Origin of the sequence: Nonomuraea endophytica (assembly GCF_014203235.1) — a bacterium.
GTDB classification, from domain to species: domain Bacteria; phylum Actinomycetota; class Actinomycetes; order Streptosporangiales; family Streptosporangiaceae; genus Nonomuraea; species Nonomuraea endophytica.
The window spans coordinates 435,974-461,910 of sequence record NZ_JACHIN010000006.1 but is presented as its reverse complement, the minus strand read 5'-3'; the positions used below and the strand labels follow the sequence as shown (position 1 = coordinate 461,910).

Below are 25,937 nucleotides of genomic sequence, written 5' to 3'. Positions count from 1 at the left end.
TACCGCAGCGGCCCGTCCCGCCGCCGCTCCTGCAGCAGCCCCGGCCGCCGTACGGCCGGGGCCTCGGCGTGCGGGCCACACCAGCGCCGCCCTCAGAGCCGGGCTAGACGCGCATGCCGAACAGGAACCGGGTCACCTTGGTACGCCGGACGACCACGTCGTACACGGTGAAGATGATCGCCAGCGAGGCCAGCACCACCACGGCGAGCTTCACCGCCAGCGGCAGGTGCCACGACACCACGAAGAACGCGACGATGACCACGATCGGCTGGTGGAGCACGTACAGCGGCAGTACGGCGGGCGCCAGGTAAGCGTAAAATCGCCCACCGCCCCCTGAAGGGGGAGAGGCGGCGGGGGAGCGGGGGCGGTCGAGCAGGCCCATGATGGCGGCGACGCAGGACCAGCCCGCCGCGCCGTACAGGACTCTGGCGCCCATCGCGAACGGCGTCATGGCCGAGAACGTCTCGTCGCCCGCGATGATGAAAGCGGGCGAGCCCGCGACGAAGAAGACGATCCCGGCGGTCAGCGCGAGCTTGGCGTCGCGCCGCATCGCCTCGCGGAAGCGGCCGTCGGCGGCGATCACGAAGCCGCAGGCGAAGAAGAGCAGGTACGTCCAGTGGTGCCAGCCGCCGTACTCCTGCTCGATGCCGAGCAGCGCGCAGGCGGCCCCCAGCAGCAGGGCGGGCAGCAGGACGGCCCCGCGCCGCCCGGCCAGCACGGCCATGCGCTCGCAGACGGCCCGCGCCCGCGCGGCCGGCACCCAGCGCACCAGCGGCGCCAGCAGCAGCGCGAACGTCAGCAGCAGCAGGACGAACCACAGGTGCCCGGTCTCGAAGTAGCGCCCCTGCAGCACGAAGGGGAACTTGCCCCACTCCAGGTGAATCGTGAAGAAGTCGGGGAGGAACTGCCAATAGGACTCGTGGTGGCCGGGCTGGGAGCGTAACCGCAGCCACTGCGGGATCGGCAGCAGCGTGACCATGGCGAAGACCAGCGGCACGCCGAGCCGGCGCAGCCGCTCCAGCGCGAACCCGCCCGGCCCGCGCTTGGCCAGCGAGTGCCACGATCCCACGCCGGCGATGAGGAAGAGCAGCGGCATCGCCCACACGACCGCCAGCCCCGCGAAGATCATCGTGACGCTGGTGGTGTCCGCGTTCTTGACGTAGAAGTCGCTGCCTTCGTCGAAGACCAGGGAGGAGTGGAAGAACACCAGCCCGACGACGACCATGGCCCGCAGGGCGTCCAGGGCGGTGCGCCGTTCCGGCCGCGACGTCGAGAGCGGCTCGCCGCGTGCGGTCATCACCGGTCCAGTGTCCGCCTGACCGACGGGTAGCGCCAGCGAGACTACCCTCGGCAGGGTGAAGTATCTGATCCTCATCTACAGCAACCCCGAGACCCGCCAGGTGTGGGACACGCTCCCGGTGGAGCAGCGCTCGGCAGGACTGGACGCCTACGCGAAGCTCACCGGCGACCTGGCCGCCTCCGGCGAGCTGATCGCCAACGCCGCGCTCGCCCAGCCGTCGGCGGCCAAGACGGTCACGGTCAGCCAGGGCGAGATCGTGGTCAGCGACGGGCCGTTCGCCGAGGTCAAGGAGTACCTGGCCGGGATCTACCTGATCGAGTGCGAGAGCGAGCAACGGGCCATCGAGGCGGCGGCCCGGGTGCCCGAGGCGCAGGTCATGCGCATCGAGGTGCGCCCGGTCATCGAGCTGAGCGACTTCCTGTGAACGAGCTGCTGCGCGAGCTGGCGCCCCAGGTTCTGGGCGCGCTCGTGCGGCGCTACGGCGACTTCGACGCCTGCGAGGACGCGGTCCAGGAGGCGCTGCTGGCCGCGTCCGTTCAGTGGCCGGAAGAGGGGCTGCCCGACCACCCCAAGGGCTGGCTGATCACGGTCGCCTCGCGGCGGCGGATCGAGGTCCTGCGCTCGGAGTCGGCGCGGCGGCGGCGCGAGGAGAACGCGGCGGCGCTGGAGCCGCCGGAACCACCGCGGGCGCACTCGGGGGACGACGGGCTGACGCTGCTCATGCTGTGCTGCCATCCAGCGCTCACCACGACGTCGCAGGTCGCGCTGACGCTGCGCGCGGTCGGCGGCCTGACGACCGCGGAGATCGGGCGCGCGCTGCTGGTGCCGGAGAGCACGGTGGCCCAGCGCATCAGCCGCGCCAAGCAGCGCATCAAGGGCGCCGCGTTCGTCCTGCCGCCGGAAGGCGAGTACGGCGAGCGCCTGGCCGCGGTACGCCACGTCCTCTACCTGATCTTCAACGAGGGCCATACGGCCAGCTCCGGCGAGCACCTGCAGCGGGTGGAGCTGTCCGGCGAGGCGATCCGGCTGACCAGGCAGCTGCGCGCGCTGCTGCCCGGAGACACAGAAGTGGCCGGCCTGCTGGCGCTCATGCTGCTGACCGATGCCCGCCGTCCCGCCCGCGACGGCCCGGACGGCGAGCTGATCCCGCTGGCCGAGCAGGACCGTACACGCTGGCGCGCCGACCACGTCGCCGAGGGCGTGGCACTGGTCACCGAGGCCCTGGCCGGCGCCCCGATCGGCCCCTACCAGGTGCAGGCGGCCATCGCCGCGCTCCACGACGAGGCGCCCAGCACGGACGCGACCGACTGGCCGCAGATCCTCACCCTGTACGACCTGCTGGCCACGCTGGCCCCCGGCCCGATGGTGACGCTCAACCGGATCGTGGCGCTGGCCATGGTCCACGGCCCGCGCGCCGGGCTCGACCGCCTGGCCGAGGTGGAGGCGGAGCTGTCGGGGCACCACCGCCTGCACGCCGTCCGCGCCCATCTGCTCGACCTGGCCGGCGAGCGCGAGGCGGCCCGCGAGGAGTACCGGCTCGCCGCCCAGCGCACCCTCAGCCTGCCCGAACGCCGCTATCTGGAGTCCCGTGCCCGCTGAGCGCGCGCGATATCCTCGTGGCATCATGCTCGACGACTCTCTGCGCGCCGACTGCGCCAACTGTTTCGGCCTGTGCTGCGTGGCTCTGCCGTTCGCCCGCTCGGCGGACTTCGCCATCGAGAAGGAGGCCGGCCGGCCCTGTCCCAACCTGCGGGAGGACTTCGGCTGCGGCATCCACGCGGGGCTGCGGCAGAAGGGCTTCACCGGCTGCACGGTCTACGACTGCTTCGGCGCCGGGCAGAAGGTCGCGCAGGTCACCTATGGCGGGGTCGACTGGCGGCGGGAGTCGGCCGGGCAGATGTTCGCCGTCTTCCCGGTGATGCGCCAGCTCCACGAGCTGCTGTGGTATCTGGCCGAGTCGCTCGGCCACCCCGCCGCCGAGCCGGTGCACGAAGAGCTGCGCAAGGCGTTCGACCACGTCGACGGCCTCACCCGGCAGCAGCCGGAGCGCCTGCTGGAGCTGGACGTGGCGCAGGTGCGCGGCGAGGTCAACGCGCTGCTGACGCGGGTCAGCGAGCTCGTGCGCGCCGGGAGCGGCCGCAAGCAGAAGAACCGCCGCGGCGCCGACCTCATGGGCGCCAAGCTCAGGGGCGCCGACCTGCGCGGGGCCAACCTGCGCGGCGCCTACCTCATCGGCGCCGACCTGCGCGGGGCCGACCTGCGCCAGGCCGACCTGATCGGCGCGGACCTGCGGGGCGCCGACGTCAGGGGCGCGCGGCTGGCCGGGAGCCTGTTCCTGACCCAGTTCCAGGTCAACGCCGCCGCCGGTGACGCCGCCACCACGCTGTCCAGCGCGCTGATCCGGCCCGATCACTGGAGTTAGCCGGTCAGGCGGGCGGCCTTGCCGTACAGGTAGCGCCGTTCCTGGAGGCTCGCGGTGCGGGCGGCGGCGAGCTCGTAGCAGGCCCGCGCCTTCTCGCGCGCGCCCGCCATCTCCAGCAGATGCGCCCGTACGGCGTGCAGCCGATGATGGCCAGAGACGCGCGGATCGGCGCCCAGCTCCTCCAGCAGGTCGAGCCCGGCGCGCGGGCCCCGGCACATGGCGACGGCGACGGCGTGGTTGAGCGCGGCCATCGGGTTGCCGGACAGCTCCATGAGCACCTCGTAGAGGGCGGCGATCTGCGGCCAGTCGGTCTCCCGCTCGTTCGGCGCCTCGTCGTGGAGCGCGGCGATCGCCGCCTGCACCTGGTACGGCCCCGCCGGTCCCCTGGGCAGCGCCCCGGTGACCAGCGCCACCCCCTCCTCGATGTAATCCTTGCGCCACAGCGTCCGATCCTGCTCGGCCAGCGGCACCAGCTCGCCGTCCGGGCCGTCGCGCGCGAGCGTCCTGGCGTCGGTCAGCAGCATCAGCGCCAGCAGCCCGGCCACCTCGCTGTCGCCGGGCAGCAGCCGGTGCACGATCCTGGCCAGCCGGATGGCCTCGGCCGCCAGCTCGGCTCTGACCAGGCTCGGGCCGGACGTGCTCGCGTATCCCTCGGTGAAGATCAGGTACAGCACGCGCAGGACGGCCGCCAGCCGTTCGCCGCGCTCGGCCTCGGCGGGCAGCCGGAAGGGCAGGCCGCTGGCCTTGACCCGCTGCTTGGCGCGGGTGATGCGCCGGCCCATGGTCGGCTCCGGAACGAAGAACGCGCGGGCGATCTCCTGCGTCGTCAGGCCGCCGACCGAGCGCAGGGTGAGCGCGACCTGGAGGTTCGGCGCGAGCGCCGGATGGCAGCACATGAACAGCAGGATCAGCGTGTCGTCGCCGTCGGCGGGCCGCCGGTCGGCCGCGGGAGACAGCCAGTCCTCCGGCAGCGCCCAGGTGGCGACCTCGTCCTCGCGCCGCTGCCTGGCCTGCTCGCTGCGTAGCAGATCGGTCAGCCGCCGCGACGCCACGGTGATCAGCCAGGCGCGCGGATTGTCCGGCAGCCCCTCCTTCGGCCACTGGCCCGCGGCCGCGATGAGCGCCTCCTGGACGGCGTCCTCGGCCAGGTCGAAGTGGCCGTAGCGGCGCACGAGCGCGCCGAGAACCTGCGGCGCCAGCTCGCGCAGCAGGTCCTCGGCCGGGATGCTCCCCACTAGGCCAGGTGGTCGTCGGCGCCGTCGACGATCGGCCGGATGTCGGCATAAGCCCTGGCGCGCGCGTCACCCGGCGCCGGGCAGTCGGCCAGCCGGGCGGCCAGCTCGGTGGCCCGGTCGAAGCTCGCGCACTCGACGATCGTGTACCCGGCCAGCACCTCGGTGGTCTCGGCGTAAGGCCCGTCGGTGACGAACGGCACGCCGTCCTTGTTGCCGACCCGCCGGGTGTGGACCGGGGCGGTCAGCCCGCGTGCGTCGACGAACTCGCCGGACTCCACGAGCTCCTGGTTCCAGGCCCCCATGAACGCGGTCATCGCGGCGAAGTCCTCGGCGGTCCACCCGGGGTTGCCCTCGCTGCCCTTGCCGGCCAGAGCGTCGAAGTCCTGCTGGGAAGCGAAGAGCATGATCATGTACTTCATGGTTTTCCCTCTTTCGTGACCGGCGCCGCCGCGGCGCCTCTCACCCGGGACGTCGGAGCCACGCGGCCCGCTCCGACACATCCTGGCCGATTCCCCTAACTTTTTTGTAGCGTGGTGCCATGAGTTGGCGACATTGACCTGAACCGAGGCTCTACGCCTACACCTTCACCGCGGAGTTCGTCCTCTTCTACCCGGTCTACGCGGTGTACTTCACCGAGACCGGCCTGTCGGCCGCCGAGGTCTCCTCGCTGTTCGCGATCTGGTCGGTGGCCGGGTTCCTGCTGGAGATCCCCTCCAGCGTGTGGGCCGACCGGTTCTCCCGCCGGCGCCTGCTGGTGCTCGCGCCGCTGGTGACCTCGGCCGGGTTCGCGCTCTGGACGTTCGTGCCGTCGTACTGGGCGTTCGCCGCCGGGTTCGTGCTCTGGGGCGCCGGGTCGGCCATGCAGTCGGGCACGTTGCAGGCACTGGTCTACGAGGAGCTCGGCCGCGCCGGTGACTACGCGCGGCTGATCGGCCGCTCCGAGGCGCTCGCCTCGGTCGCCGCCGTCGCCGCCAGCCTGCTGGCCGCACCCGTGCTCGCCGCCGGCGGCTACCTGGCGGTCGGTCTGGCCAGCGTCGCGATCGGCCTGCTCGGCGCCCTCACCGGCAGGCTGCTGCCCGAGTCACACCCGCCCGCCGCCGAGCGCGCCGAGGCGACCTACCTGTCCGTCCTGCGCACCGGCCTTTCCGAGGTACGGCGGGCGCCGGCCGTCGGCCGGATGCTGGTGATCCTCGCGGCGGTGACCGGGCTGACCTCGATCGACGAGTACCTGCCGCTCCTGGCAGCCGCCGGCGGGGCCCCTACGCCGGTGATCCCGTTGCTGGTCGGGCTGGTGATCGCGGGCATCGCGGCGGGCGGCTGGCTGGCCGGGTACGGCGCCCGGCTGCTGCCCCTGGTCCTGGCGGCCGGCGCCCTGGCACTCGGCGGCGGCGCGGCCTTGAGCGGGACCTCAGGTGGCGGCGCGGCCTTGAGCGGGACTGGGGCCCCAGGCGGGGGCGCGGCTTCGAGCGGGGCTGTGGGGCTCGGGGGCTCTGGGGCTGGGCTTTGGGCGGGGTTCGCGGCGATCGCGGTGGCGTTCGCGGCCTTCTACTGGGCTGTCGCGGTGCTGGACGCGCGCCTGCAGGACATGATCGGCGACGAGGCGCGGGCCACCGTGACCTCGATGGCCGGGCTGGGTTCCGAGGTGGCGGCGCTCGGGGTGTTCGCCTTCTACGGGTTCGGATCGGGGTGGGCGGCGCCGTGGGTGCTGGTCGCGCTGGTGGCGGTGCCGTACCTGGTGATGGCGGTGGCGAGCCGTCGCTGACGGGACGCGGGGCGGCGGCGACGCTCCTGAACGCCGGCTCCGGCCTACCGCGGAAGGTTGACCCGTATACCGCGGAAGTCGTAGGGGAATGTTCGATCTTTCGCGGTATGGGCGGGGAAGCGAGGGCCTCGTAGCCTCGTGTGCGTCTGGATTGTCGCGGACGTCCTCAAGCACCGGGGACCGTCCGCGGCCACGACGTGACGCGCTCGCTCGGCGGCCCGCACGGGGGCGGGGCCGGCTGCTTCGGGTCACGGCGGCGGCGCGCCCGTCACTGGCGCCGGGGCGCCACCAGGCCGCACTCGTAGGCGAAGGCGACCGCCTGGGCCCGGCTGGACAGTCCCAGCTTGGCCATCGCCCGGTTGAGATGGGTCTTGACGGTGGCCTCGCTCACGATCAGCCGGGCGGCGATCTCGCCGTTGGACAGGGCGCGGCCCACGAGCGTGAGCACCTCGGTCTCGCGGCTGGTGAGCGGGGCCAGGTCCGGGATGGGCCCGGCGGCGTCGGGCTCGGGCTGGAACGTCTCGATGAGGCGCTGGATGAGACCGGGAGAAAGGAGGCTGTCGCCGGCGGCCACGGTGCGGATGGCTGCCAGCAGGCGCTCCGGCTGCGTCTCCTTCAGCAGGAAGCCGCACGCTCCTGCGCGTAGTGCCTGGTAGACGTACTCGTCGATGTCGAAGGTGGTCAGGATGAGCACTTGGGGCGGCGGCTGCTCGGCGGCGGCCAGGATCTGCCGGGTCGCGCTGATGCCGTCCGAGACGGGCATGCGGATGTCCATCAGGATGACGTCGGGCCGGGTGGAGGCGGCCAGGGCCACGGCTTCCTCGCCGTCGCTCGCCTCGCCGACGACCTCCAGGCCGGGGGCGGCGCGGATGAGGGCGGCCAGCCCGGCGCGGATCAGGATCTGATCGTCGGCGACCAGCACCTTGATCATAAGTGTCACCAGCCAGTCGTCCGCCGAGGGGCCTTCGTGTCTACCAGCAAACCATGATCTTCAGCAAAGCATGATCTTCCAGCAAAGCGTGACATGTCAGCACAGTGCGATCAAGCCGAACGGTGACGATGCGATCCATGCCCCCGCCCGCGGCCCTCGTCGCCTTCGCCAGGAAACGCCCCACGTTCGTCGACGGCCTGCTCGCCATGGCGCTGACCTGGGGCTCCTGGGTGTGGCCGGTGCTGGCCCCGCATCCGCTCGACCGCCGGCCGGACGCGCTCGCGTTGCTGCTCTGTGCCCTGGTCAACCTTCCGCTGACCTGGCGCAGGCGGCGCCCAGTGCCGGTGCTGGTGGTCTCCTGCGCCGCCGCGTTCGCCTATCACGCCCTGGGCTTCCACTACGGGGCGAACTCGATGGGCCCGCTGCTCGCGTTGTACTCCGTCGTCGTCCACCACTCCCGGCGCTCCGCCCTGCCCGCCGGCGCGCTCGCGCTGGCCGAGTGGATCTACGCCAACGCCCTGCCGGGACAGGAGTGGGCGGCCGTCTGGTACTCCACCATCGTCATCGGCTGGACCGTCGCCTTCGCGTTCGGCATGCGCACGCTCAAGGTGCGCAACGCCCAGCTCGCCGACCTGGCCGACCAGCTGCGCAGGGAGAAGGCGGTGGCGGCCAGGCAGGCGGTCACCGAGGAACGGGTGCGCATCGCGCGCGAACTGCACGACGTCGTCGCCCATCACATGTCGGTCGTGTCCGTCCAGGCCGGGCTCGGTCACTACGTCATCCGGTCGGACCCGGCCACGGCCGAGGGCACGCTGCGCACCATCGCGGAGACCAGCGGGGAGGCGCTGGCCGAGATGCGCCGCATGCTGTCGGTGCTGCGCATCGAGGTGGACGACGGCACCGCGGAGCCGTACAGCGCGGCGCCGAGTCTTGACCACCTCGACGGGCTGGTGCAACGCGTGCGGGCGGCCGGTGTCGAGACGGAGGTGACGGCGGACGGCGAGCGGCGGGCGCTCTCGTCGGGCATGAGCCTGTGCGTCTACCGCGTCATCCAGGAGGCGCTCACCAACGTCATCAAGCACGCGCCGGGGGCGCGGGCCGAGGTGTCGCTGCTGTACTCCGACGACACGCTGAGCGTGAGCGTGCGCAACGACGGCCGTCCCGGCGCCCCGCCGCCGGGGCCGGACGGGCACGGGCTGATCGGGATGACCGAGCGGGTGAAGCTCTACCACGGCTCGCTGAGCGCGGGACCCCTGCTGACCGGCGGCTTCGTGGTCCGCGCCACCTTTCCCCTGGCCGCCGGCGAGGCGTGAGGTCAGGCCCGCGGCCCCGTGGACCCGCCCGCCTAAAGGGCGGCCGGGCCTGTGGAGCCGCGCGCCTAAAGGGCGGCCGGGCCTGTGGAGCGGCGTGTCACGAGGGCGGGACCTGTGGAGCCGCGTGCCACCAGGGCGGGTGGGAAGACGTGGTCGACGTGGGGGGTGTGGTAACCCTGCAGGCGTTCCCACAGCGCGGTGGCCACGGCGCCGGCCATCTGCTCCACCGGCTGGCGGACGGTGGTGAGCGGCGGGTCGCTGTGCGCGGCGAGGTAGGTGTCGTCGTAGCCGACCACCGACAGGTCGCCGGGCACCGACAGCCCCGCCTGCCGGGCGGCGGCCAGAACGCCGAGTGCCATGAGGTCGCTGCCGGCGATGACCGCCGTGACGCCCGCGTCGATGAGGCGCAGGCCCGCGGCGTGGCCGCCGGTCAGCGAGTAGTCGGTCTCGGCGTAGAGGGCGTCGTCCACGGAGCCGAACCAGCGGCGCATCTCCCGGCCGTAGCCGCGCAGGCGGTTCTGGGAGGGACGCAGGTAGCCCTGACCGCCCGCGAGGCCGATGCGGGTGTGGCCGAGCGCGCGCAGGTGGGCGACGGCCATCGCGGCCCCGGCGGCCTCGTCGGTGGTGACGGTCGAGACGGGCAGGTCGGGCACGTGCCCGCCGACCAGCACCATCGGCAGCTGCTGCTGGTGCAGCTGCCAGTAGAAGCCGTGGTCGGCGGAGGGGTTCGCGTGCCGGCCCGAGACCAGGACGAGCCCCTGGATGCGCTGCCTGACCAGGGAGGCGATGTAGTCGAGCTCGGTGGGCCCCTGCTTGGTGGAGCTGCCGATCAGCGCGGTGACGCCGTGCCCGCCGAGCTTGGTCTCGATGGCTCCGGCCAGCAAGGGGAAGACGGGGTTGTCCAGCTCCGGCACGATGATGCCGACGAACGGCTGCGACACCGGCGCGGGCGCGACCATGCCCTGCTCACGCATAGCCTGCAGCACCCGGGCGCGGGTCTCCTCCGCGACTCCGGGACGGTCGTTGAGCACGCGGCTGACCGTCGCCGCGCTGACGCCGACGCGCTTGGCGATCGTGCGAACCGACAGTCGTGCCACGGGAACTCCAGAAACCGTTGAAACATGTTGCGCGACGTTGCCGCACCTGAGGGAGGCTGCTTAGGCTCCTGACCATCAAAGCAGGTAAAGGGAGCGTTAACAGCATGGTCCAGCCGGAAACACTTTGCAACACAGTGGCACACCACGACGGTTCGCCGCTGTATGTCTCCGACCCCTCGCCCGGACTGGGTGATCGGGTCGAGGTGTTCGCCCGCACGGCCGGCACGCTGGGGACCCGGCGCGTCTTCGTCCGCAGCGCCCCCGACGGCGAGCCGGCGTTCACCGAGGCGACGGTCGACCGCGTCACCCCGTCGGAGACCTGGTGGCGGGCCACGCTGCGGGTGGTCAACCCCGAGTGCGGCTACCGCTTCCTGCTGCACACCGACGCGGGGCCGTTGTGGCTGAGCGCCGCGGGACTCTCCCGCACCGAGGTCACCGACGCCGCCGACTTCACCCTCACCGCCTACCCGCCGCCGCCCGCCTGGGCCGCCGACGCGGTGATCTACCAGATCTTCCCCGACCGGTTCGCCCGTTCCGAGCGGCCGCGCGGCCCCCTCCCGTCGTGGGCGCGCCCCGCCGAATGGGACGACCCCATCCCGTACGGCAGGCCGCACGCCCTCCAGCAGATCTACGGCGGCGACCTGTGGGGCGTGGCCGAGCGCCTCGACCACATCGAGACCCTGGGCGCGAACCTCGTCTACCTCACCCCGTTCTTCCCCGCCCGCTCCAACCACCGCTACGACGCCAGCACCTTCGACCACGTCGACCCGCTCCTGGGCGGCGACGAGGCGCTGAAGTCGCTGACCGCGCAGGCCCACGCCCGCGGCATGCGGGTCATCGGCGACATCACGCTCAACCACTCCGGCGACGCCCACGCCTGGTTCGTCAAGGCCAGGAACGACCACGCCAGCCGGGAACGGGACTTCTACTACTTCGACGGCGACGACTACGCCACCTTCGCCGGGGTGAAGACGCTGCCCAAGTTCGACCACCGCTCGGCGGAGCTGCGCCGCCGCCTGGACGCCGTGATCGCCCGCTACCCCGGGGAGTACGGCCTGGACGGCTGGCGCGTCGACGTCGCCCAGTCGGCCGGACGCCACGGCGCGGTCGAGCTGAACGCCCAGGTCGCGACCGCCACCAGGGCGGCGCTCGGCGACGGCAGGCTGCTGCTGGCGGAGAACCAGTTCGACGCCTCGGCCGCGCTGCGCGGCGACGGCTGGCACGGGACCATGGCCTACGCCGGCTTCGCCCGCCCGGTGTGGTCGTGGCTGGCGCGGGAACGTTCCACCGAGTTCTGGGGAACACCGGGCCCCATCCCGGCCTACGGCGGCCACGACCTGGCGGCCGTCATGCGCGCCTACGCCGCCCGCATCCCCTGGCGTTCGCACGCGCACAATCTCACGCTGCTCGACTCGCACGATACCGCGCGCTTCCGCTCGATCGCCGGCCGCGACCACCAGCACCTGGGCGCCGCCCTGCTGTTCACGCTGCCCGGCCTGCCCATGGTGTTCGCCGGTGACGAGGTCGGCGTCGAGGGCGTGCACCTGGAGGACGGCCGCCGCCCCTTCCCCTGGGACCCGGCCGCGCAGGACCACGGCACCCACCAGCTCTACCGCGAGCTGATCGCGCTGCGCCGCGGCCGGGAGGCGCTGCGCCGCGGCGGGCTGCGCTGGCTGCGCGCCGAGCAGGACGTGGTGCTCTTCGAGCGGGCGGCGCCGGGGGAGACGCTGCTGATCCAGGTCAGCAGGAACGCCCACGCCCCGATGCCCGCGCCCGCCGCGCTCGCCGGCCTGCTCGGCGCCCCCGACCTCGCACCGGGCGAGCCCATGCCCGCCGACGGGCCCGCCTTCCACATCTGGGAGACCGCACGATGATCGAAACCCTGACCGGCGTACGCTCGCGGGCGCTGGGCAACTCCCGCGACGTCTTCGTCTACCTGCCGCCCGGCCACGACCCGGCGGCGGGGCCGTACCCTGTGGTGATCTTGCAGGACGGGCAGCACGTGTTCGCCGCGGCGGGCCTGAGCCCGAGCTGGCGGGTGGACGAGACGCTGGACGACCTGATCGGGCGCGGGCTGCTGCCGCCGCTCGTCGCCGTCGGCGTCTCCAATGCCGGTGACCAGCGCGGCAACGAGTACTCGCACGTGGCGCCCTACCCGCGCGACCCCAACGGCGTGCGCAAGGGCGAGCTGTACGAGGAGTTCCTGGTCGAGGAGCTGCTGCCGGAGCTGCGCGAGCGTTACGCGGTCACCGCCGATCCGGCGGCCACCGCCGTCATGGGCTCGTCGATGGGCGGGCTGGTCAGCTACCACCTGGCCTTCCGGCGGCCGGAGGTGTTCGGCCTGGTGGCCGCGCTCTCGCCGTTCCTCGTCTTCGTGGACCCGCGCACGCTCGAAGAGACCCCCGTCTACCGGCGCTTCGACGCCCGCGGCCCGCGCCGGGTCTGGCTGGACATCGGCGGCATGGAGGGCCTCATCATGGTCCGGCCGGTCCGCGAGCTCGCGGAGCACCTCCTCGACCTCGGCTACGCGCCCGACGACGAGCTGCGCTACCTGCACGAGCCGTCCGCGCCGCACCACGAGGACGCCTGGGCCGCGCGCGCCGGCAGCGCGCTCCTCCATCTCTTCGGTACGGCCGGCCCGCCCGTCCTGCTGTCGGGCACCGGCGGCGAGACCGCCACCGGCCAGGACCTCGACGTCGCGCCCATCGCAGAACGCGCCGACGGCTGCGTCTACTCGGCCCTCGGCGCGCGGGTGACCTGGCAGCCCGCCGGGCCGCTCAAGAGCGTCGGCCACGCCCTGCTCGAAGGCGTCGAGGCCGGCGCCGCGCAGGTCGTCGCCCGCACCGGCGAACTGGAGGTGAGCGAACGGGTCACGGTCGTCGACGGCGCCGCCGACGCGCTGCTCGACGTCACGGTCGTGGTCCCCCTCGACACCCCCGGCGACTCGCCCGTCTACTTCTCCGGCCTGGTCACCACCAAGGTCGCGCCCGGCGTCCACCACGGCGTCTGGCGGCTGCCGCGCGGCGTCGGCCTGAACGGCGCCGTCGGGCGCGGCTGGCGCTGCGACGGCCTCGACACCGACGGCTTCCCCATCCGAACCCCCCTGAGGCACGACGCGGACCGGCGCGTGTGGGTACGCGTCGCGAGCTGGAGCGATCCGGCCCAGAACGACCCGCACGCCGGATCCTGAGGAGCGACCATGCGCAAGCTCACCGCACTCGCGGCCACCACCCTGCTCCTGGCGGGCTGCGCCGCCGGGAAGACGGCGGCCCCGCCCCCCGCCACGCTCACCGTCTGGGCCGACGACAGCCGGGCCGCGACGCTGCAGCGGATCGCCGCGACGTTCGAGAAGGACCGCGGCGTCCAGGTCAAGATCGTGCAGAAGGCCATGGGCAACCTGCGCGACGACTTCGTCTCCCAGGCGCCCTCCGGCCAGGGGCCCGACGTCATCGTCGGCCCGCACGACTGGCTCGGCAAACTGGTGCAGAACGGCGTCGTCGCGCCGCTCGACCTGTCGGCCAAGGCGGCGCTGTTCTCCAAGGCGGCCATGGCGGCGATGACCTACGACGGGCAGACGTACGGCCTGCCGTACGCGATCGAGAGCGTGGCCGTGCTGCGCAACACCAAGCTGGTCCCCACCGCGCCCGCCACCTTCGACGAGCTGGTGGCGCGCGGGAAGAGCCTGGTGAAGGCGGGCAAGAGCACCTACCCGGTCGGACTGCCCGTCGACCCCAAGGCGGGCTCACCCTTCCACCTGTACGCGCTGCAGACCTCCTTCGGCTCGCAGGTCTTCGGACCGGGCGGCGAGCTGGAGATCGACAACCCGGGCGGGCTGAAGTTCGCCGCCTACCTGAAGCGGCTGGCCGCCGACAAGGCCGTCTCGACCTCGCTGACCGGCGACATCGCGACCAACGCCTTCGTCAAGGGCGAGACGCCGTTCCTGGTCACCGGCCCGTGGGACGCGCCCGCGCTGGCCAAGACGGGCGTGCCGTTCGCCGTGGACCCGGTGCCCCCGGCGGGCAAGGAGAAGGCGCGGCCGTTCGCCGGAGTGCAGGGCTTCTTCGTCAGCGCCAAGAGCGCCAACCCGATCCTGGCCAACGACTTCCTCGTCAACTACCTGGCCACGCCGCAGGCGCAGAAGGCGCTGCACGCGGCGGGCGGCCGGCCCCCGGCGATGACCTCGGTGCGCGAGGAACTGGCCGGTGACCCGGTCCTGGCCGGGTTCGCCGAGGCCGCGGCCGAGGGCGTGCCGACGCCGAACGTGCCCCAGATGGACGCCGTCTGGGCCGACTGGGGACTGTCCCAGCTCGCCATCATCACCGGCCAGGGCGACCCGGCCGAGCTGACCAGGAAGGCCGCGGAGCGCATCCGCGCGAAGATCGGGTCCTGATGCGCGCGCTTCGCTTCCTGCCGCTCGCCGTCGCCGACGCGCTGGCCGTCTACGGGCTGGTCGCGCTCGGCGGGCAGCGCTCGTGGTGGATGTTCGCGCTGCTGCTGGCCGGGACGGTGGCCGTCAACGCCATCTACCTGAGCAAGCGGGCGGTCCCGGCCAAGTACCTGGCGCCGGGGATCGTGCTGCTGCTGATCTACCAGGTGTACGTGGTGCTCTACACCGGCTACGCCGCCTTCACCAACTACGGCGACGGCCACAACGCCACCAAGTCCGACGCGGTCGCGGCGATCCTGGCCGCCAGCGAGGTCAAGACCGGCGAGAGCCGGCCGATCCGGGTGGTGGAGAAGGACGGCGAGCTGGGCTTCCAGAGCGGGCCCGGGTGGCGGGCGCTGCCGTACGCGGAGATCGTGGCCAGGCAGGCGGAGATCGTCAAGCTGCGGGTCCCGGCCGAGGGCGGCGTGCTGAAGACCGCCGACGGGGTGACGGCCGCGCTCTACCGGCCCACCCTGACCTATTCCGGCGACACCTTCACCGACACGGCCGGAACCGTCTACCGCGACGACGGCCGCGGCGCCTTCACCTCGGCCGGCGGCCGCTCGCTGAGTCCCGGCTGGAAGGTCTTCGTCGGCGCCGAGAACTTCACCAGCGTGCTCACCAACGCCGAGATCCGCGGGCCGTTCCTGGGCGTGCTGGTCTGGACGTTCGTGTTCGCGGCGCTGTCGGTCGCGCTGAGCTTCGGCTTCGGGCTGGTGCTCGCGCTGATCCTGGACGGCTACCGCGTCTACCGCTCGCTGCTGGTCTTCCCCTACGCGTTCCCGGCGTTCATGGCGGCGCTGCTGTGGCAGGGGCTGCTCAACACCGACCACGGGTTCGTCAACGAGGTGCTGCTGGGCGGCGCCACCGTGCCGTGGCTGTCCGATCCCTGGCTGGCCAGGCTGAGCGTGCTGGCGGTCAACGTGTGGATCGGGTTCCCGTACATGTTCCTGATCTGCACCGGGGCGCTGCAGGCCGTGCCACGCCAGCTCGCCGAGGCGGCCCAGGTCGACGGGGCGGGTCCGTGGCGGGTCCTGGCGTCGGTACGGCTGCCGCTCCTGCTGGCCTCGACCGCGCCCGCGCTGGTGGCCACGTTCGCGTTCAACTTCAACAACTTCAACGTCATCTACATGCTCACCGGCGGCGGCCCGCGCGACGCCGGGGCGCCGATCGACGTGGGCTCGACGGACCTGCTGATCTCGCTGGTGTACAAGCTGGCCTTCGGCGGGTCCTCGCGCGACTACGGGCTGGCCTGCGCGGTCTCGATCCTGATCTTCGCGGTGATCGCGGCGGTGTCGCTGGCCGGGTTCCGGCGGGCCAGGCGGCTGGAGGCGGCGGCATGAGGCTCTGGAGGCACCTGGTCGGCGTGCCGGCCTCGGTGGTCGCGTTGTTCCCGCTGGTGTTCGTGCTGGCCGCCTCGCTCAACCCGAGCGGGACGCTGACCGGCTCGAACGACCTGTTCGCCGAGGTGACCTGGCAGCACTACGCGACGTTGTTCACCGACGCGCTGCACCCGTTTCCCCGGTGGTTCGTGAACTCGCTGGTGATCGGGGTCTCGACGGCGGCCGGATCGGTGTTCATGGGCGCGTGCGCGGCGTACGCCTTCTCCAGGTTCCGCTTCCGCGGCCGGTCGTCCGGCCTGGTGGGGCTGGTCTTCATCCAGATGTTTCCCCAGGTGCTGGCCTACGTCGCGATTTTTTTGCTTTTGTCGGCATTTAAGGAGGTGTTTCCCCCGCTGGGGCTGGGCAGCACGCTGGGCCTGATCATGGTCTACCTGGGCGGCGCGCTCGGCGTGAACACCTACCTCATGAAGGGCTTCTTCGACTCCATCCCCCGTGAGCTCGACGAGTCCGCCCAGATGGACGGCGCCTCGCACGCGCAGGTCTTCTTCCTGATCCTGCTGCCGCTCGTGCGGCCCATCCTGGTCGTCGTCTCGCTGTTCTCCTTCGTGGCCACGATGAACGACTTCGTCATCGCCGGCCTGGTCCTGACCGACCCCGACCAGCAGACGCTCGCGGTCGGCCTGTACCAGCTCGTCTCCTACCAGCTCGGGCAGAGCTGGGGCGTCTTCGCCGCCGGCGCACTCATCGGGGCGCTGCCGGTGCTGATCCTCTTCCAGTTCCTCCAGCGCTACATCGTCGGCGGCCTGACCAGCGGCGCCGTCAAGGCCTGAGCGGGCGTCAGTACGGGAGTTTGCGCCCGGAAGGGGTGCGCAGATCCTGGTCCTGGCGCGGAGGGCGAGGGCGCGGCCGGGGCAGCACGATCTTACGCATCGTGCTCTCCGGAGACGGGCAACTCGAACCAGACGGCCTTTCCCTCGCCGGTGCGGACGAAGCCCCAGCAGCAGGCGAGCGCGTCCAGGAGGTAGAGCCCTCGGTGGCCCTCCGCGTGGACGGCCGGCTCGTGCCATGCGGGCGGCTGGGCGCTGGTGTCCTCGACCTCGCAGCGCAGCAGGCCGTCGATGAGCCAGACGGTGAGGGTGACCGGGCCGGGGGCGTACCGCAGGGCGTTGGTCACCAGCTCGCTGACCAGCAGCACGCTGGTGTCGGTGTCGTGGAAGCCGCAGCTGTTGAGGTAGCCGGCCGTGTGCCGCCGCGCCTCCGCGGCCGAGCGGAGGTGGGGCGGCAGGGACCACGACACGATCGTGGACTCCCCGGGCGTCGTCAGTGTTTCCATGTCGCACACCTGAGGCTCACGCTGCTCAGTCGGGCGGGTGGAGGGCAGTGCTGGCACATGGCACTTCCTAATGGTCTTGGTGCTCCCGCACCTGTGGCACGAGATCCGTCACCGGACTTGGGGAGGCATCGGTGCTCATCTCGACAGAGTAAGAACCGGACATACCTCCACCATGTGCATGATGCACACCGAAACCATTTCGATCAGTGCATTGTGTCGATAACCTCCCCTGCCTGGCCTTTTGCCGGACCCGACCCCTGGCCGCCAATCCAAGGCGCTGCGGCTACGGCCGGCGGCGGTTACCCGGTCATCATCACCGAGCGCGCCTACCTCGACGACGCCCAGGAGGAGCGGGCCGACCGGGCCGGGCCCGTGGTCGAGGCGCACCCGAAGGCGCTGTTCTGGCGGACGCCGTCATGGGGTGGCGGCGATGATGCCGTTCAGCATGGCGCGGGCGGCCTGGAGTTCGTCGATGGCGCCGGTGATGCGGTCGCGCTCCACGGCCAGGACGTCGACCAGTTCCGGGCAGCCGGGGGCCAGGATCTCGCCGCTGTCGACCATGCAGGGCAGCACCTCGGCGATCACGGCGGTGCCGAGCCCGGCGGCCAGCAGCGTCCTGATGCGGGCGACGGCGCGCACGTCGGTCTCGGCGTACTCGCGGTAGCCGCTGGAGCGCCGGTGGGGGCGCAGCAGGCCCTGTTCCTCGTAGTAGCGCAGGGCGCGGATGCTGACCCCGGAACGGCGGGCCAGTTCTCCGATGCGCATGTGACCTCCGTCACCAACCTTTGACTCTCACGTCGATGTGAGGGTTTAGCTTAGCCGTCATGACTGATCATCTTGAATCCGGACATGACAAGGCGGCTGTGGCGATCCTCGGGCTCGGGCCCATGGGACGGGTGCTGGCCGAGGTCTATGTGGACCGCGGGCACCCCACGACCGTATGGAACCGCACAGCGGCCAAGGCCGGGCCGCTGGTCGCCCGCGGCGCCCGGCTCGCGGCGAGCGTGGACGAGGCGGTGGCCGCGGCCGACGTCACGATCGTGTGCTTGAACGACTACGCGTCGACGGCCCGGGTTCTCCGGCCGGTGGGGGAGGGGCTGCGGGGCCGTACCGTGGTGAATCTGACGTCGGGGACGCCGTCGGAGGCGCGCGAGACGGCGGCGTGGATGGGCGAGCGCGGCGCGCGCTACCTCGACGGCGCGATCATGGTGCCGCCGCCGCTGGTCGGCGAGCCCGGCTCGGTGTTCCTCTACAGCGGCCCGCGCGAGGTCTTCGACGAGCACCGCGCCACGCTGACCGGCGTGGGCGACCCCCGCTACCTCGGCACGAGCGCCGAGCTGGCGGTGCTCTACAACACGGGCCTGCTGGAGATGATGTACGCCACCATGAACGGCTGGCTGCACGCCACGGCGCTGATCGACGCGGCGGATCTCCCGGTCGGGGACTTCGCCGAGCTGGCGTTCGGCTGGTTCGTGCCGATGATGTTCGGCCCGTCCACGGCCGGGCTGGCGGCCGCGCTGGCGGAGGGCAGCTACCCCGGCGACCTCGGCACGCTGGAGATGAACGTCAACGCCCTGGAGCACATCACCCGCACCAGCGTCGAGCAGGGCGTCCCGGCCGAGCAGCCGCGGCTCATGCTGGAGATCGCCGAACGGGCCGTCGCGCAGGGCCGCGGCGGGGAGAACTACCTCGCGGTATACGAGGTCTTCAAGAAACGCGCGGCGGACGCTGGTCATCCGGCCTCTAGCATGTCCAGGTGACCACCTACGACGACGACGCGTTCGAGTACCTGGACGTCTCCGCCCTGCCGCAGCGCCAGCAGCGGATCCTGGCCACGATCCGGGACTGGGCGGTCCGGTACGGCTACCCGCCGAGCGCCCGCGAGATCGGCCAGGCGGTCGGGCTCCGGTCGTCGTCGTCGGTGTCGAAGCACCTGAAGAGCCTGGAGGACAACGGCTTCCTGCGCCGGAGCGGCACCATGACCCGGCCCATCGACCTGCGCCTGTTCCTGCGGGGAGCGGCGCCGAAGCAGGACGGCGGCCTGGTCAGCGTGCCCGTGGTCGGCGACATCGCCGCGGGCACGCCCATCCCGGCCGACGAGCACGTGGACGACACGCTGACCCTGCCCCGCGACCTCACCGGGCGGGGCACCGTGTTCGGCCTGCGCGTCCGGGGCGACTCGATGATCGACGCCGCGATCTGCGACGGCGACCTCGTCGTGGTACGCCAGCAGCCCGAGGCCCACACGGGCCAGATCGTCGCCGCGATGATCGACGGCGAGGCCACCGTCAAGGTGTTCAGGCGGCGGGGCGGGCACGTCTACCTCGAACCCCGCAACCCCGCCTACGACGTCATCGACGGCGACGACGCCGTGCTGCTGGGCATCGTCGTGAGCGTCCTGCGCAGCGTCTGAGTGGTGAGCGTGCTGCGCGGCGTCTGACGTGTCCTGCGCGGCGTCCGAGTGGTGAGCGTGCTGCGCGGCGTCCGAGTCACTTGCCGTCGAAGGCGGCGGCGCGGGCGTGGTCCTGGGCCAGGTTCTGCTCCCGTTCGCCCCAACCGGCCGCCTCGCGCAGGCGGGCGAACTCGAGGTCCAGGCTGGTGGCCGAGGTGGTGCGGGCGTCCGTGCCGATCGTCACGGCGAGCCCCTGCGCCAGCAGCCGCGTCGCCGGGTGCTCGGCGAGGCTGGGGACGGCGCCGGTCTGCACGTTGCTGGTCGGGCACATCTCCAGCGTGATGTGGTCGGCGCGGAGCCGTTCGAGCAGGGCGTGGTCCTCCGCGCATCGCACGCCGTGCCCGATGCGGCGGGCGCCGAGCACGTCGACGGCCTCCCACACGCTGGCCGCGCCGGCGGCCTCGCCGGCGTGGACCGTGCACGGCAGGTCCGCCCGGTGGGCGAGGTCGAAGGCGGGCCGGTGCGGCGCGGCGGGATACAGGCGCTCGTCGCCGGCCAGGTCGAGGCCGCTGACCACGTCGCGCCGCCGGACCGCCGTCTCGGCCACGGCCAGGCTCTCGTCCGGGCTCTGGTGCCGCAGGCAGCACAACAGCAGGCCGGTGCGCACGCCCGTCGTCTTGCTGCCCTCCGCGAGGCCCTCGGCGACGGCGGTGACCGCCTCGTCCAGCGTCATGCCCCGGCGGCCGTGCAACTGCGGCGCGAACCTGGCCTCGCCGTGGCCGACGCCGTCGGCGCTCCAGTCCTCGACCAGCTCGCGGGCCGCCCGGCGCAGGGCGCCGGGGGTCTGCAGGACCTGGAGCGGCAGGTCGATGTAGGTGAGGTAGCGGCTCAGGCTGCCGCAGTCGGCGGGCGCGACGACCAGGTCCCGCACCGGGCGGTCCAGGGTGAGGCCCTGCTCGCGGGCCAGGCCGGCGACCGTGGCCGGGCGCACCGAGCCGTCCAGGTGGCAGTGGAGCTCGTGGCGGGTGTTCATCGGCGGGCCTCCCGGGCGCAGGCGGCGAAGAGCATGTGCTTGAAGCGCCGCTCGTCGACGCGGCGTACCAGCGTGACGTTGGGCGGGGGAGCGGTGCGGCGGCGGTCGATGAGGAGCTGGCCGCGGGTCTCGTCGCCGAGGGCGACGTCCGCGTGTACGGTCTCCCGCTCCAGCACCAGATCGGGGCACAGGGCGACGGCCATGGCGAGGGGGTCGGGCAGGTCGTAGCCGTCCAGCCCGGTGACGTCGTGGGCCCAGTCGGCCACGGTCCTGTTGATGCGATGGGCGAACTCGGCCAGCGGGGTGCCGAGCTCCTCCAGGAGGCGCTGGTCGGCGGGGGTCATGACGGCGTCCTGGCGGGAGACGTCCCAGCCGATCCAGGTCACGGTCTCGGGCGTGGCCGCCTGCAGGACCACGCGGGCGGCCTCGGGGTCGGCCCAGACGTTGAACTCGGCGGTGGGGGAGATGTTGCCGCGCAGGTCGGCGGCTCCGGCCATGCAGTACACGTGCCGGAAATGCGACAGCAGCGCGCGGTCGCGCAGCAGCGCGGCGGCGAGGTTGGTGAGCGGGCCCAGCGTGACGAGCGTCAGCTCGCCGGGATGGCGGCGGGGCAGGGACAGCAGGACGTTCACCGCGTGGTCCAGTTCGGGGCCGCGCGCGGGGTCCGGCAGTTCGTGGCCGCCCATGCCGTCGGGGCCGTGCACGTGCTGGGCGGTGGACAGCGGGCGGACGAGCGGGCGCTCGCACCCGGCGTGGACGGGGATGTCGGCGCGCCCGGCCATCTGCAGGGTGACCAGCGCGTTGCGCGTGCCCGTGGCGAGCGGCACGTTGCCGGCCACCGTGGTGACGGCGCGGACCTCGCCGGGCGCGGCGAGCGCGAGCAGCAGCGCCACGGCGTCGTCGGAACCGGTGTCGGTATCGATGATCATGCGCACCTCAAGGGTCTAATCGTTTAGATTGGCGAATCTAAACGATTAGATGCGAGACTGTAAACCGCCATGAACAAGCCGATCACCCTGGCCGACGTAGCCCGCCGCGCCGGCACCTCCACCGCCGTGGTCAGCTACGTGATCAACGACGGCCCCCGCCCCGTGGCCGCCGCCACCCGCGAGCGGGTGCTGGCCGCGGCGGCCGAACTCGGCTACCGCCCCAACCGCATCGCCCGCGCGCTGCGCTCACGCACCACCGGCGTGGTCGGCCTGATCCTGGCCAACGCGCTCAACCCCTACTTCGGCGCGCTGGCCGAGCACGTCGAACAGGCGCTCGCCGAGCACGACCGCCTCATGCTCATCGGCAACGCCGGATACTCGGCCGAACGCCAGCGCCACCTCGTCGAACGTTTCCTGGCCGCCCAGGTCGACGCCCTGGTGATCGTCTCGGCCGACGCCGATGACGACGTCGCCCGGCACGCGGAGCGGGCCGGGGTGCCCGCCGTCTACCTGCACAACGGGCCCGTCGCGGGCCGCGCGCCCGTGGTCGCCGCCGACAACGAGCACGCGGTACGCGAAGCTGTCGCCCACCTGCGCGCGCACGGGCACCACGACCTCGCCTTCCTCGCCGGGCCCGACGACGCCGGCCCGGTGGGACTCCGGCGGCGGACCTGGCAGGACAGCGCGGCCCCCGGCGCCGTCGCGCTGCGCTCCACCTACTCCCGGGCCGACGCCGACGCCCTCACCCGCCGCCTGATCGCCGGCGGAGCCATGCCCAGGGCGCTGATCACGGCGACCGACGAGCAGGCCGTGGGCGTCCTGGCCGGGGCCTGTGCCGCGGGGCTGGCCGTACCGGCCGACCTGGCGGTGATCAGCCTGGACGGGACCCCCGGCAGCGCGCACACCGCCCCCGCGCTGACCGTCACCCGGCAACCCGTCGCCGCCATGGCCAGGCAGGCGGTCGGCCTCCTGTTCGGCCAGGCGGCCCCCGCACCCGCCCCGCGCGCCACCCTCATCACCCGCCGGAGCTGCGGCTGCGACCCACGGTGAACCGGCCGGGATAGGGCAGCGCGCTGTATCGAGCCCTGGATGTCCCGGACCGGCGGTCTTGCTCGCGAAAGCGTAACTAGCGTGTTACGCTTTCGTCCATGGATGAGGTGGCCGGCGCGATCGCCGATCCGGTGCGCAGGGAGATCCTGGTCATGCTGCGTGAAGGACGGATGTCCGCCGGCCAGATCGCCGGGCGGTTCCAGATCAGCAGGCCCGCCGTGAGCCGCCATCTGCGCGTGCTCAGGGAGGGCGGGCTGGTCCACGACGAGCTCGTCGGCCGGCGACGCCTCTACGAGCTCGACCCCGCGCGGCTCCACGAGCTCGCCGAGTGGCTCGGGCAGTTCGGGCGGCCCGCCTGGGAGCAGCGCCTGGACGCACTGGAGACCGAGGTCTACCGAACCCGCCGCGAACACCGCACCAGCGGCGCGGCAGAAGAGGTCAAGGAGGACACCGCATGACACCCCGCCCCACCGCGCAACTCCTGCGCAAGGACGCCGAGAGCGATCTCGTGCTCACCCGGACGTTCCGCGCGCCCATCGAGGACGTGTGGGCCAGCGTCACCGAGTCCGAGCGCACCGCCCGCTGGTTCGGGCCGTGGGAAGGCGACCCCGCCCCCGGCCGCACGATCAAGGTCCAGATGGCGTACGAGGACCAGTCCCCGTGGATGGACCTGCTCATCGACGCCTGCGAGCCGCCACGGCGCCTGGCGGTCTCGGCCACCGACGAGCACGGCGAGTGGCGGCTCGAGCTGAAGCTGACGGAGAGCGGCGGCACCACGCAGTTGGAGTTCGTGCAGCACTTCGACAGCCTGGACGGCATCGGCGACGTCGGTCCCGGCTGGGAGTATTACCTCGACATGCTCGTGGCCGCCCGCGACGGCTCGCCCAAGCCGGATTTCGACGACTACTACCCCGCGATGAAGCCGTACTTCGAAGGACTGAGCGACTGAGGGACGGCCCCGCCCGCGCCGCCGAGGAGCGGGCGGGGCCGTTGGCTCAGAAGTCGTCAGGAGTACGGACCCGTTCGCGGATCCACACTCCCGCTTCCTTCAGCCGGCTCGTTCCGGTGAACGGGCCGTTCGGGCAGGTGCCGCCGGTGAAGACGGCGCCGGACAGGCCGTCGTCGGAGTAGTTCCAGTTGACCCAGCTGATCTTCTTCTGGGCCATCAGGTCGATGTACTGCTGCGACATCCCGAAGTTGTTGCCACCGCCGCCGGAGGCGGTCTGCGTGCCGAACTCGGTGACGAACATCGGCAGGCGGTCGGCCGCGCGGGACAGGGTGTTGAAGTAGTTGCTCCCGTGCGAGGCGGCGTAGAAGTGGAAGGTGTACATGATGTTGGTCGCGTTGACCGGGTTGCCGATCACCTCGGTCTCACTGGCGCCGTCGGAGACGCCGAGCGAGGACCAGGCGCGGGTGCCGACGAGGATGGGCGTGTCGGAGTCGATGGCGCGGATCACCGGGATCAGCTGCTCGGCGTAGCTCTTGACCGTCGACCAGGAGACGCCGTTGGGCTCGTTGGCGATCTCGTAGAAGAGGTTCTTCTTGTTGTTGTGCCGCTGGGCGATCTCGGTGAAGAACGTCTTGGCCCTGGCCAGGTTGTACATCGGGTCGCCGGGCGTGAGCATGTGCCAGTCGACGATGGCGTACATGCCGCGGGCCGTGGCCTGCTCGATGAGGTTGTGCACCCGGTCGGTGAACAGGCGCGGGTTGGTCTCGTAGCCGTCCTCCTGGATGTACATCGAGATCCGCAGGACGTCGGCCTTCCAGTCGGTGGCCAGCGCGTCGAGCGAGGCGGTGTTGAGGCACTGGGAGTACCACTGCAGGCCGTGCGAGCTCATGCCGCGCAGCTGGATCTGCTTGCCGTTCTCGTTGCAGAGCTTGGTGCCGCAGACCCTGAGCTGGCCGTTGGCCTCCACCGGCGTGCCGCCGCTGGTGGGCGGCTGCGTGGTGGCGGTGACCGCGTTGCTCGCGGGGGAGGTGTTCCCGGCGGCGTCGCGGGCCTTGACCGTGTAGGTGTAGCTGGTGCTCGCGGTCAGGCCGGTGTCGGTGAAGGTCGTCCCGGTGGCGGTGTTGACCAGCGTGCTGCCTCGGTAGACGTCGTAGCCGGTGACGCCGACGTTGTCGGTGGCGGCGTTCCAGGCCAGTGAGACCGAGCTGGCGGTGGTGGCGGTGGAGCGCAGGTTGCCGGGGGTGCTCGGCGGAGTGGTGTCGCCGCCGCTGCCCGGGGTGCCGTAGACCTGCAGCTCGAACAGGGAGTAGCCGTAGGCGGTGCCGCGCTGGGTGCCGTGGACGCGGACGAAGCGCCCGGCGCCGATCACGGCGACGTCGTCGGTGCCGCCGTCGCCGGTGGTGGTGCTGTGGACGTCGGTCCAGCTGGTCCCGTTCGCGGAGGTCTGGATCTTGTACGCCTGGCCGTAGGCGGCCTCCCAGGTCAGCTTGACGCGGGAGACGGTGGCGTTGGTGCCGAGGTCGACCTGGATCCACTGCGGGTCCACGCCCTCCTCGGAGGCCCACCGGGTGCCGGCGGTGTCACCGTCGACGGCCTTGGCCGCCTCGAATCCGGCGCCCTCGGTGGACGAGGCGGTCGCGGGCCTGCCCTGGGAGAGCAGGGTCTCGGTGCCGCCGCCCTGCTGGGTGGTGGCGGTGACCGCGCCGCTCGCGGGGGAGGTGTTGCCCGCGGCGTCGCGGGCCTTGACCGTGTAGGTGTAGCTGGTGCTCGCGCTCAGGCCGGTGTCGGTGAACGTCGTGCCGGTGACGGTGTTGACCAGCGTGTTGCCTCGGTAAACCTCGTAGCCGGTCACGCCGACGTTGTCGGTGGCCGCGTTCCAGGCCAGCGACACCGTGTTCGCGGTGGTGCCGGTGGAGCGCAGGTTGCCGGGGGTGCTCGGCGGGGTGGTGTCGCCGCCGGACGAGGTCTGCACCGTGAACTCCCAGAGGGAGTAACCGTAGGTGGTGCCACGCTGCGTGCCGTACATGCGGACATAGCGCCCGCTGCCCGACAGGGCCAGCTGATCCGTGCCGCCGTCACCGGTGGTGGTGGAGTAGACGTCGGTCCAGGCCGAGCCGTCGGGCGAGGTCTGGATCTTGTAGGACTTGGCGTAGGCCGCCTCCCAGTTCAGCGTGGCCCCGCTGATCGTGCTGGTGGCGCCCAGGTCGAGCCTGATCCACTGCGGGTCCACGCCCTCCTCGGAGGCCCAGCGCGTGGCGGCGTCGCCGTCGGCCGCCTGGGACGCCTCGAAGCCGGAGCCTTCCGTCGACGACGCGGTCGCCGTCACGGCCACCGCCTGGGTGGCCGGCGTGCTCAGGAGGGTGAGGGGGAGTGCCAGCACCGCGGCTAAGGCCGCGAGTGTTCGTGGTCTCATCTTGGCGTT

The 25,937-nt window shown here is 72.2% G+C and carries 25 protein-coding genes; 15 read left to right on the top strand and 10 right to left on the bottom strand.

The window, feature by feature from the left end:
• Positions 1-103: 103 nt before the first annotated feature.
• On the bottom strand, positions 104-1,297 hold the full coding sequence (locus HNR40_RS24285) for an acyltransferase family protein (protein ID WP_184965376.1): 1,194 nt from the start codon (positions 1,295-1,297) through the stop codon (positions 104-106).
• A 58-nt stretch (positions 1,298-1,355) separates the two neighbouring features.
• Here HNR40_RS24285 and HNR40_RS24280 point away from each other — a divergent pair, with 58 nt between their 5' ends.
• From HNR40_RS24280 to HNR40_RS24270, 3 genes are read left to right on the top strand one after another with little or no spacing between them, the layout of a single operon-like run.
• The gene (locus HNR40_RS24280) at positions 1,356-1,724 is read left to right on the top strand and encodes a YciI family protein (protein WP_184965030.1); all 369 of its coding nucleotides are present in this window, start codon (positions 1,356-1,358) and stop codon (positions 1,722-1,724) included.
• Positions 1,721-2,899 carry an RNA polymerase sigma factor gene (locus tag HNR40_RS24275; RefSeq protein WP_184965029.1) on the top strand — a complete coding sequence of 393 codons (1,179 nt, stop codon included), beginning with the start codon at positions 1,721-1,723 and terminating at the stop codon, positions 2,897-2,899. The genes HNR40_RS24280 and HNR40_RS24275 overlap by 4 nt, the downstream gene beginning before the upstream one ends.
• 25 nt (positions 2,900-2,924) lie before the next feature.
• A complete protein-coding gene (locus tag HNR40_RS24270) occupies positions 2,925-3,722 on the top strand; it encodes a pentapeptide repeat-containing protein (protein WP_184965028.1) in 798 nt (265 codons plus the stop codon).
• On the opposite strand, the gene HNR40_RS24265 is transcribed toward HNR40_RS24270, so the two are convergent.
• Positions 3,719-4,948 (bottom strand): RNA polymerase sigma factor, encoded by a 1,230-nt coding sequence (locus tag HNR40_RS24265; protein WP_312896500.1) that lies wholly within the window; start codon positions 4,946-4,948, stop codon positions 3,719-3,721. The two genes, HNR40_RS24270 and HNR40_RS24265, sit on opposite strands and share 4 nt — an antisense overlap.
• Before the next feature lie 8 nt (positions 4,949-4,956).
• Positions 4,957-5,376: a YciI family protein gene (locus tag HNR40_RS24260; RefSeq protein ID WP_184965026.1), complete on the bottom strand. Its 420-nt coding sequence runs from the start codon at positions 5,374-5,376 to the stop codon at positions 4,957-4,959.
• A 203-nt stretch (positions 5,377-5,579) separates the two neighbouring features.
• On the opposite strand from HNR40_RS24260, the gene HNR40_RS24255 reads away from it, so the two are divergent.
• Entirely contained in the window at positions 5,580-6,719 is a 1,140-nt protein-coding gene (locus tag HNR40_RS24255) for an MFS transporter (protein WP_184965025.1), read from the top strand.
• A gap of 268 nt (positions 6,720-6,987) precedes the next feature.
• On the opposite strand, the gene HNR40_RS24250 is transcribed toward HNR40_RS24255, so the two are convergent.
• Positions 6,988-7,650: a response regulator gene (locus HNR40_RS24250; RefSeq protein WP_184965024.1), complete on the bottom strand. Its 663-nt coding sequence runs from the start codon at positions 7,648-7,650 to the stop codon at positions 6,988-6,990.
• A 137-nt stretch (positions 7,651-7,787) separates the two neighbouring features.
• On the opposite strand from HNR40_RS24250, the gene HNR40_RS24245 reads away from it, so the two are divergent.
• Complete coding sequence (locus HNR40_RS24245; RefSeq protein WP_184965023.1) at positions 7,788-8,963, top strand: sensor histidine kinase; 1,176 nt, start codon at positions 7,788-7,790, stop codon at positions 8,961-8,963.
• A 65-nt stretch (positions 8,964-9,028) separates the two neighbouring features.
• Here HNR40_RS24245 and HNR40_RS24240 read toward each other — a convergent pair whose 3' ends face one another.
• Positions 9,029-10,060 (bottom strand): LacI family DNA-binding transcriptional regulator, encoded by a 1,032-nt coding sequence (locus tag HNR40_RS24240; protein ID WP_184965021.1) that lies wholly within the window; start codon positions 10,058-10,060, stop codon positions 9,029-9,031.
• Between the two features lie 134 nt (positions 10,061-10,194).
• Here HNR40_RS24240 and HNR40_RS24235 point away from each other — a divergent pair, with 134 nt between their 5' ends.
• Genes HNR40_RS24235 through HNR40_RS24215 form a run of 5 tightly spaced genes read left to right on the top strand, consistent with a single transcriptional unit; the run spans position 10,195 to position 16,659 of the window.
• On the top strand, positions 10,195-11,934 hold the full coding sequence (locus HNR40_RS24235) for a glycoside hydrolase family 13 protein (protein WP_312896493.1): 1,740 nt from the start codon (positions 10,195-10,197) through the stop codon (positions 11,932-11,934).
• Entirely contained in the window at positions 11,931-13,250 is a 1,320-nt protein-coding gene (locus tag HNR40_RS24230) for an alpha/beta hydrolase (protein ID WP_184965017.1), read from the top strand. Before HNR40_RS24235 ends, HNR40_RS24230 begins: the two co-directional genes overlap by 4 nt.
• Positions 13,251-13,259: 9 nt before the next feature.
• Positions 13,260-14,450, top strand: coding sequence for a sugar ABC transporter substrate-binding protein (locus HNR40_RS24225; RefSeq protein ID WP_184965015.1), 1,191 nt, complete (start codon positions 13,260-13,262; stop codon positions 14,448-14,450).
• Entirely contained in the window at positions 14,450-15,829 is a 1,380-nt protein-coding gene (locus HNR40_RS24220; RefSeq protein WP_184965013.1) for an ABC transporter permease subunit, read from the top strand. The genes HNR40_RS24225 and HNR40_RS24220 overlap by 1 nt, the downstream gene beginning before the upstream one ends.
• Positions 15,826-16,659, top strand: coding sequence for a sugar ABC transporter permease (locus HNR40_RS24215; protein WP_184965011.1), 834 nt, complete (start codon positions 15,826-15,828; stop codon positions 16,657-16,659). Before HNR40_RS24220 ends, HNR40_RS24215 begins: the two co-directional genes overlap by 4 nt.
• A gap of 92 nt (positions 16,660-16,751) precedes the next feature.
• On the opposite strand, the gene HNR40_RS24210 is transcribed toward HNR40_RS24215, so the two are convergent.
• Entirely contained in the window at positions 16,752-17,162 is a 411-nt protein-coding gene (locus HNR40_RS24210) for an ATP-binding protein (RefSeq protein WP_184965009.1), read from the bottom strand.
• Between the two features lie 414 nt (positions 17,163-17,576).
• Complete coding sequence (locus tag HNR40_RS24205) at positions 17,577-17,927, bottom strand: MerR family transcriptional regulator (RefSeq protein WP_184965007.1); 351 nt, start codon at positions 17,925-17,927, stop codon at positions 17,577-17,579.
• A 59-nt stretch (positions 17,928-17,986) separates the two neighbouring features.
• Here HNR40_RS24205 and HNR40_RS24200 point away from each other — a divergent pair, with 59 nt between their 5' ends.
• Together HNR40_RS24200 and lexA are read left to right on the top strand one after the other, a co-directional pair.
• Positions 17,987-18,922, top strand: a complete 936-nt coding sequence (locus HNR40_RS24200; protein ID WP_184965005.1) for an NAD(P)-dependent oxidoreductase — start codon at positions 17,987-17,989, stop codon at positions 18,920-18,922.
• 44 nt (positions 18,923-18,966) lie between these two features.
• Positions 18,967-19,575: a transcriptional repressor LexA gene (gene lexA / locus HNR40_RS24195; RefSeq protein ID WP_376773501.1), complete on the top strand. Its 609-nt coding sequence runs from the start codon at positions 18,967-18,969 to the stop codon at positions 19,573-19,575.
• Positions 19,576-19,651: 76 nt separating this feature from the next.
• Here lexA and add read toward each other — a convergent pair whose 3' ends face one another.
• Both add and HNR40_RS24185 read right to left on the bottom strand, forming a co-directional pair.
• Positions 19,652-20,587, bottom strand: a complete 936-nt coding sequence (gene add, locus HNR40_RS24190; RefSeq protein ID WP_184965001.1) for an adenosine deaminase — start codon at positions 20,585-20,587, stop codon at positions 19,652-19,654.
• Positions 20,584-21,516 (bottom strand): nucleoside hydrolase, encoded by a 933-nt coding sequence (locus tag HNR40_RS24185; RefSeq protein WP_184964999.1) that lies wholly within the window; start codon positions 21,514-21,516, stop codon positions 20,584-20,586. The genes add and HNR40_RS24185 overlap by 4 nt, the downstream gene beginning before the upstream one ends.
• 69 nt (positions 21,517-21,585) lie before the next feature.
• Between HNR40_RS24185 and HNR40_RS24180 the strand changes: the two genes are divergently transcribed.
• From HNR40_RS24180 to HNR40_RS24170, 3 genes are all read left to right on the top strand, one after another.
• Positions 21,586-22,566 (top strand): LacI family DNA-binding transcriptional regulator, encoded by a 981-nt coding sequence (locus tag HNR40_RS24180; protein WP_184964997.1) that lies wholly within the window; start codon positions 21,586-21,588, stop codon positions 22,564-22,566.
• 98 nt (positions 22,567-22,664) lie between these two features.
• Positions 22,665-23,024 carry a metalloregulator ArsR/SmtB family transcription factor gene (locus HNR40_RS24175; RefSeq protein WP_184964995.1) on the top strand — a complete coding sequence of 120 codons (360 nt, stop codon included), beginning with the start codon at positions 22,665-22,667 and terminating at the stop codon, positions 23,022-23,024.
• The gene (locus HNR40_RS24170; RefSeq protein ID WP_184964993.1) at positions 23,021-23,515 is read left to right on the top strand and encodes an SRPBCC family protein; all 495 of its coding nucleotides are present in this window, start codon (positions 23,021-23,023) and stop codon (positions 23,513-23,515) included. Before HNR40_RS24175 ends, HNR40_RS24170 begins: the two co-directional genes overlap by 4 nt.
• Before the next feature lie 46 nt (positions 23,516-23,561).
• Here HNR40_RS24170 and HNR40_RS54895 read toward each other — a convergent pair whose 3' ends face one another.
• Complete coding sequence (locus HNR40_RS54895; RefSeq protein WP_184964990.1) at positions 23,562-25,928, bottom strand: cellulase family glycosylhydrolase; 2,367 nt, start codon at positions 25,926-25,928, stop codon at positions 23,562-23,564.
• Positions 25,929-25,937: the final 9 nt, after the last annotated feature.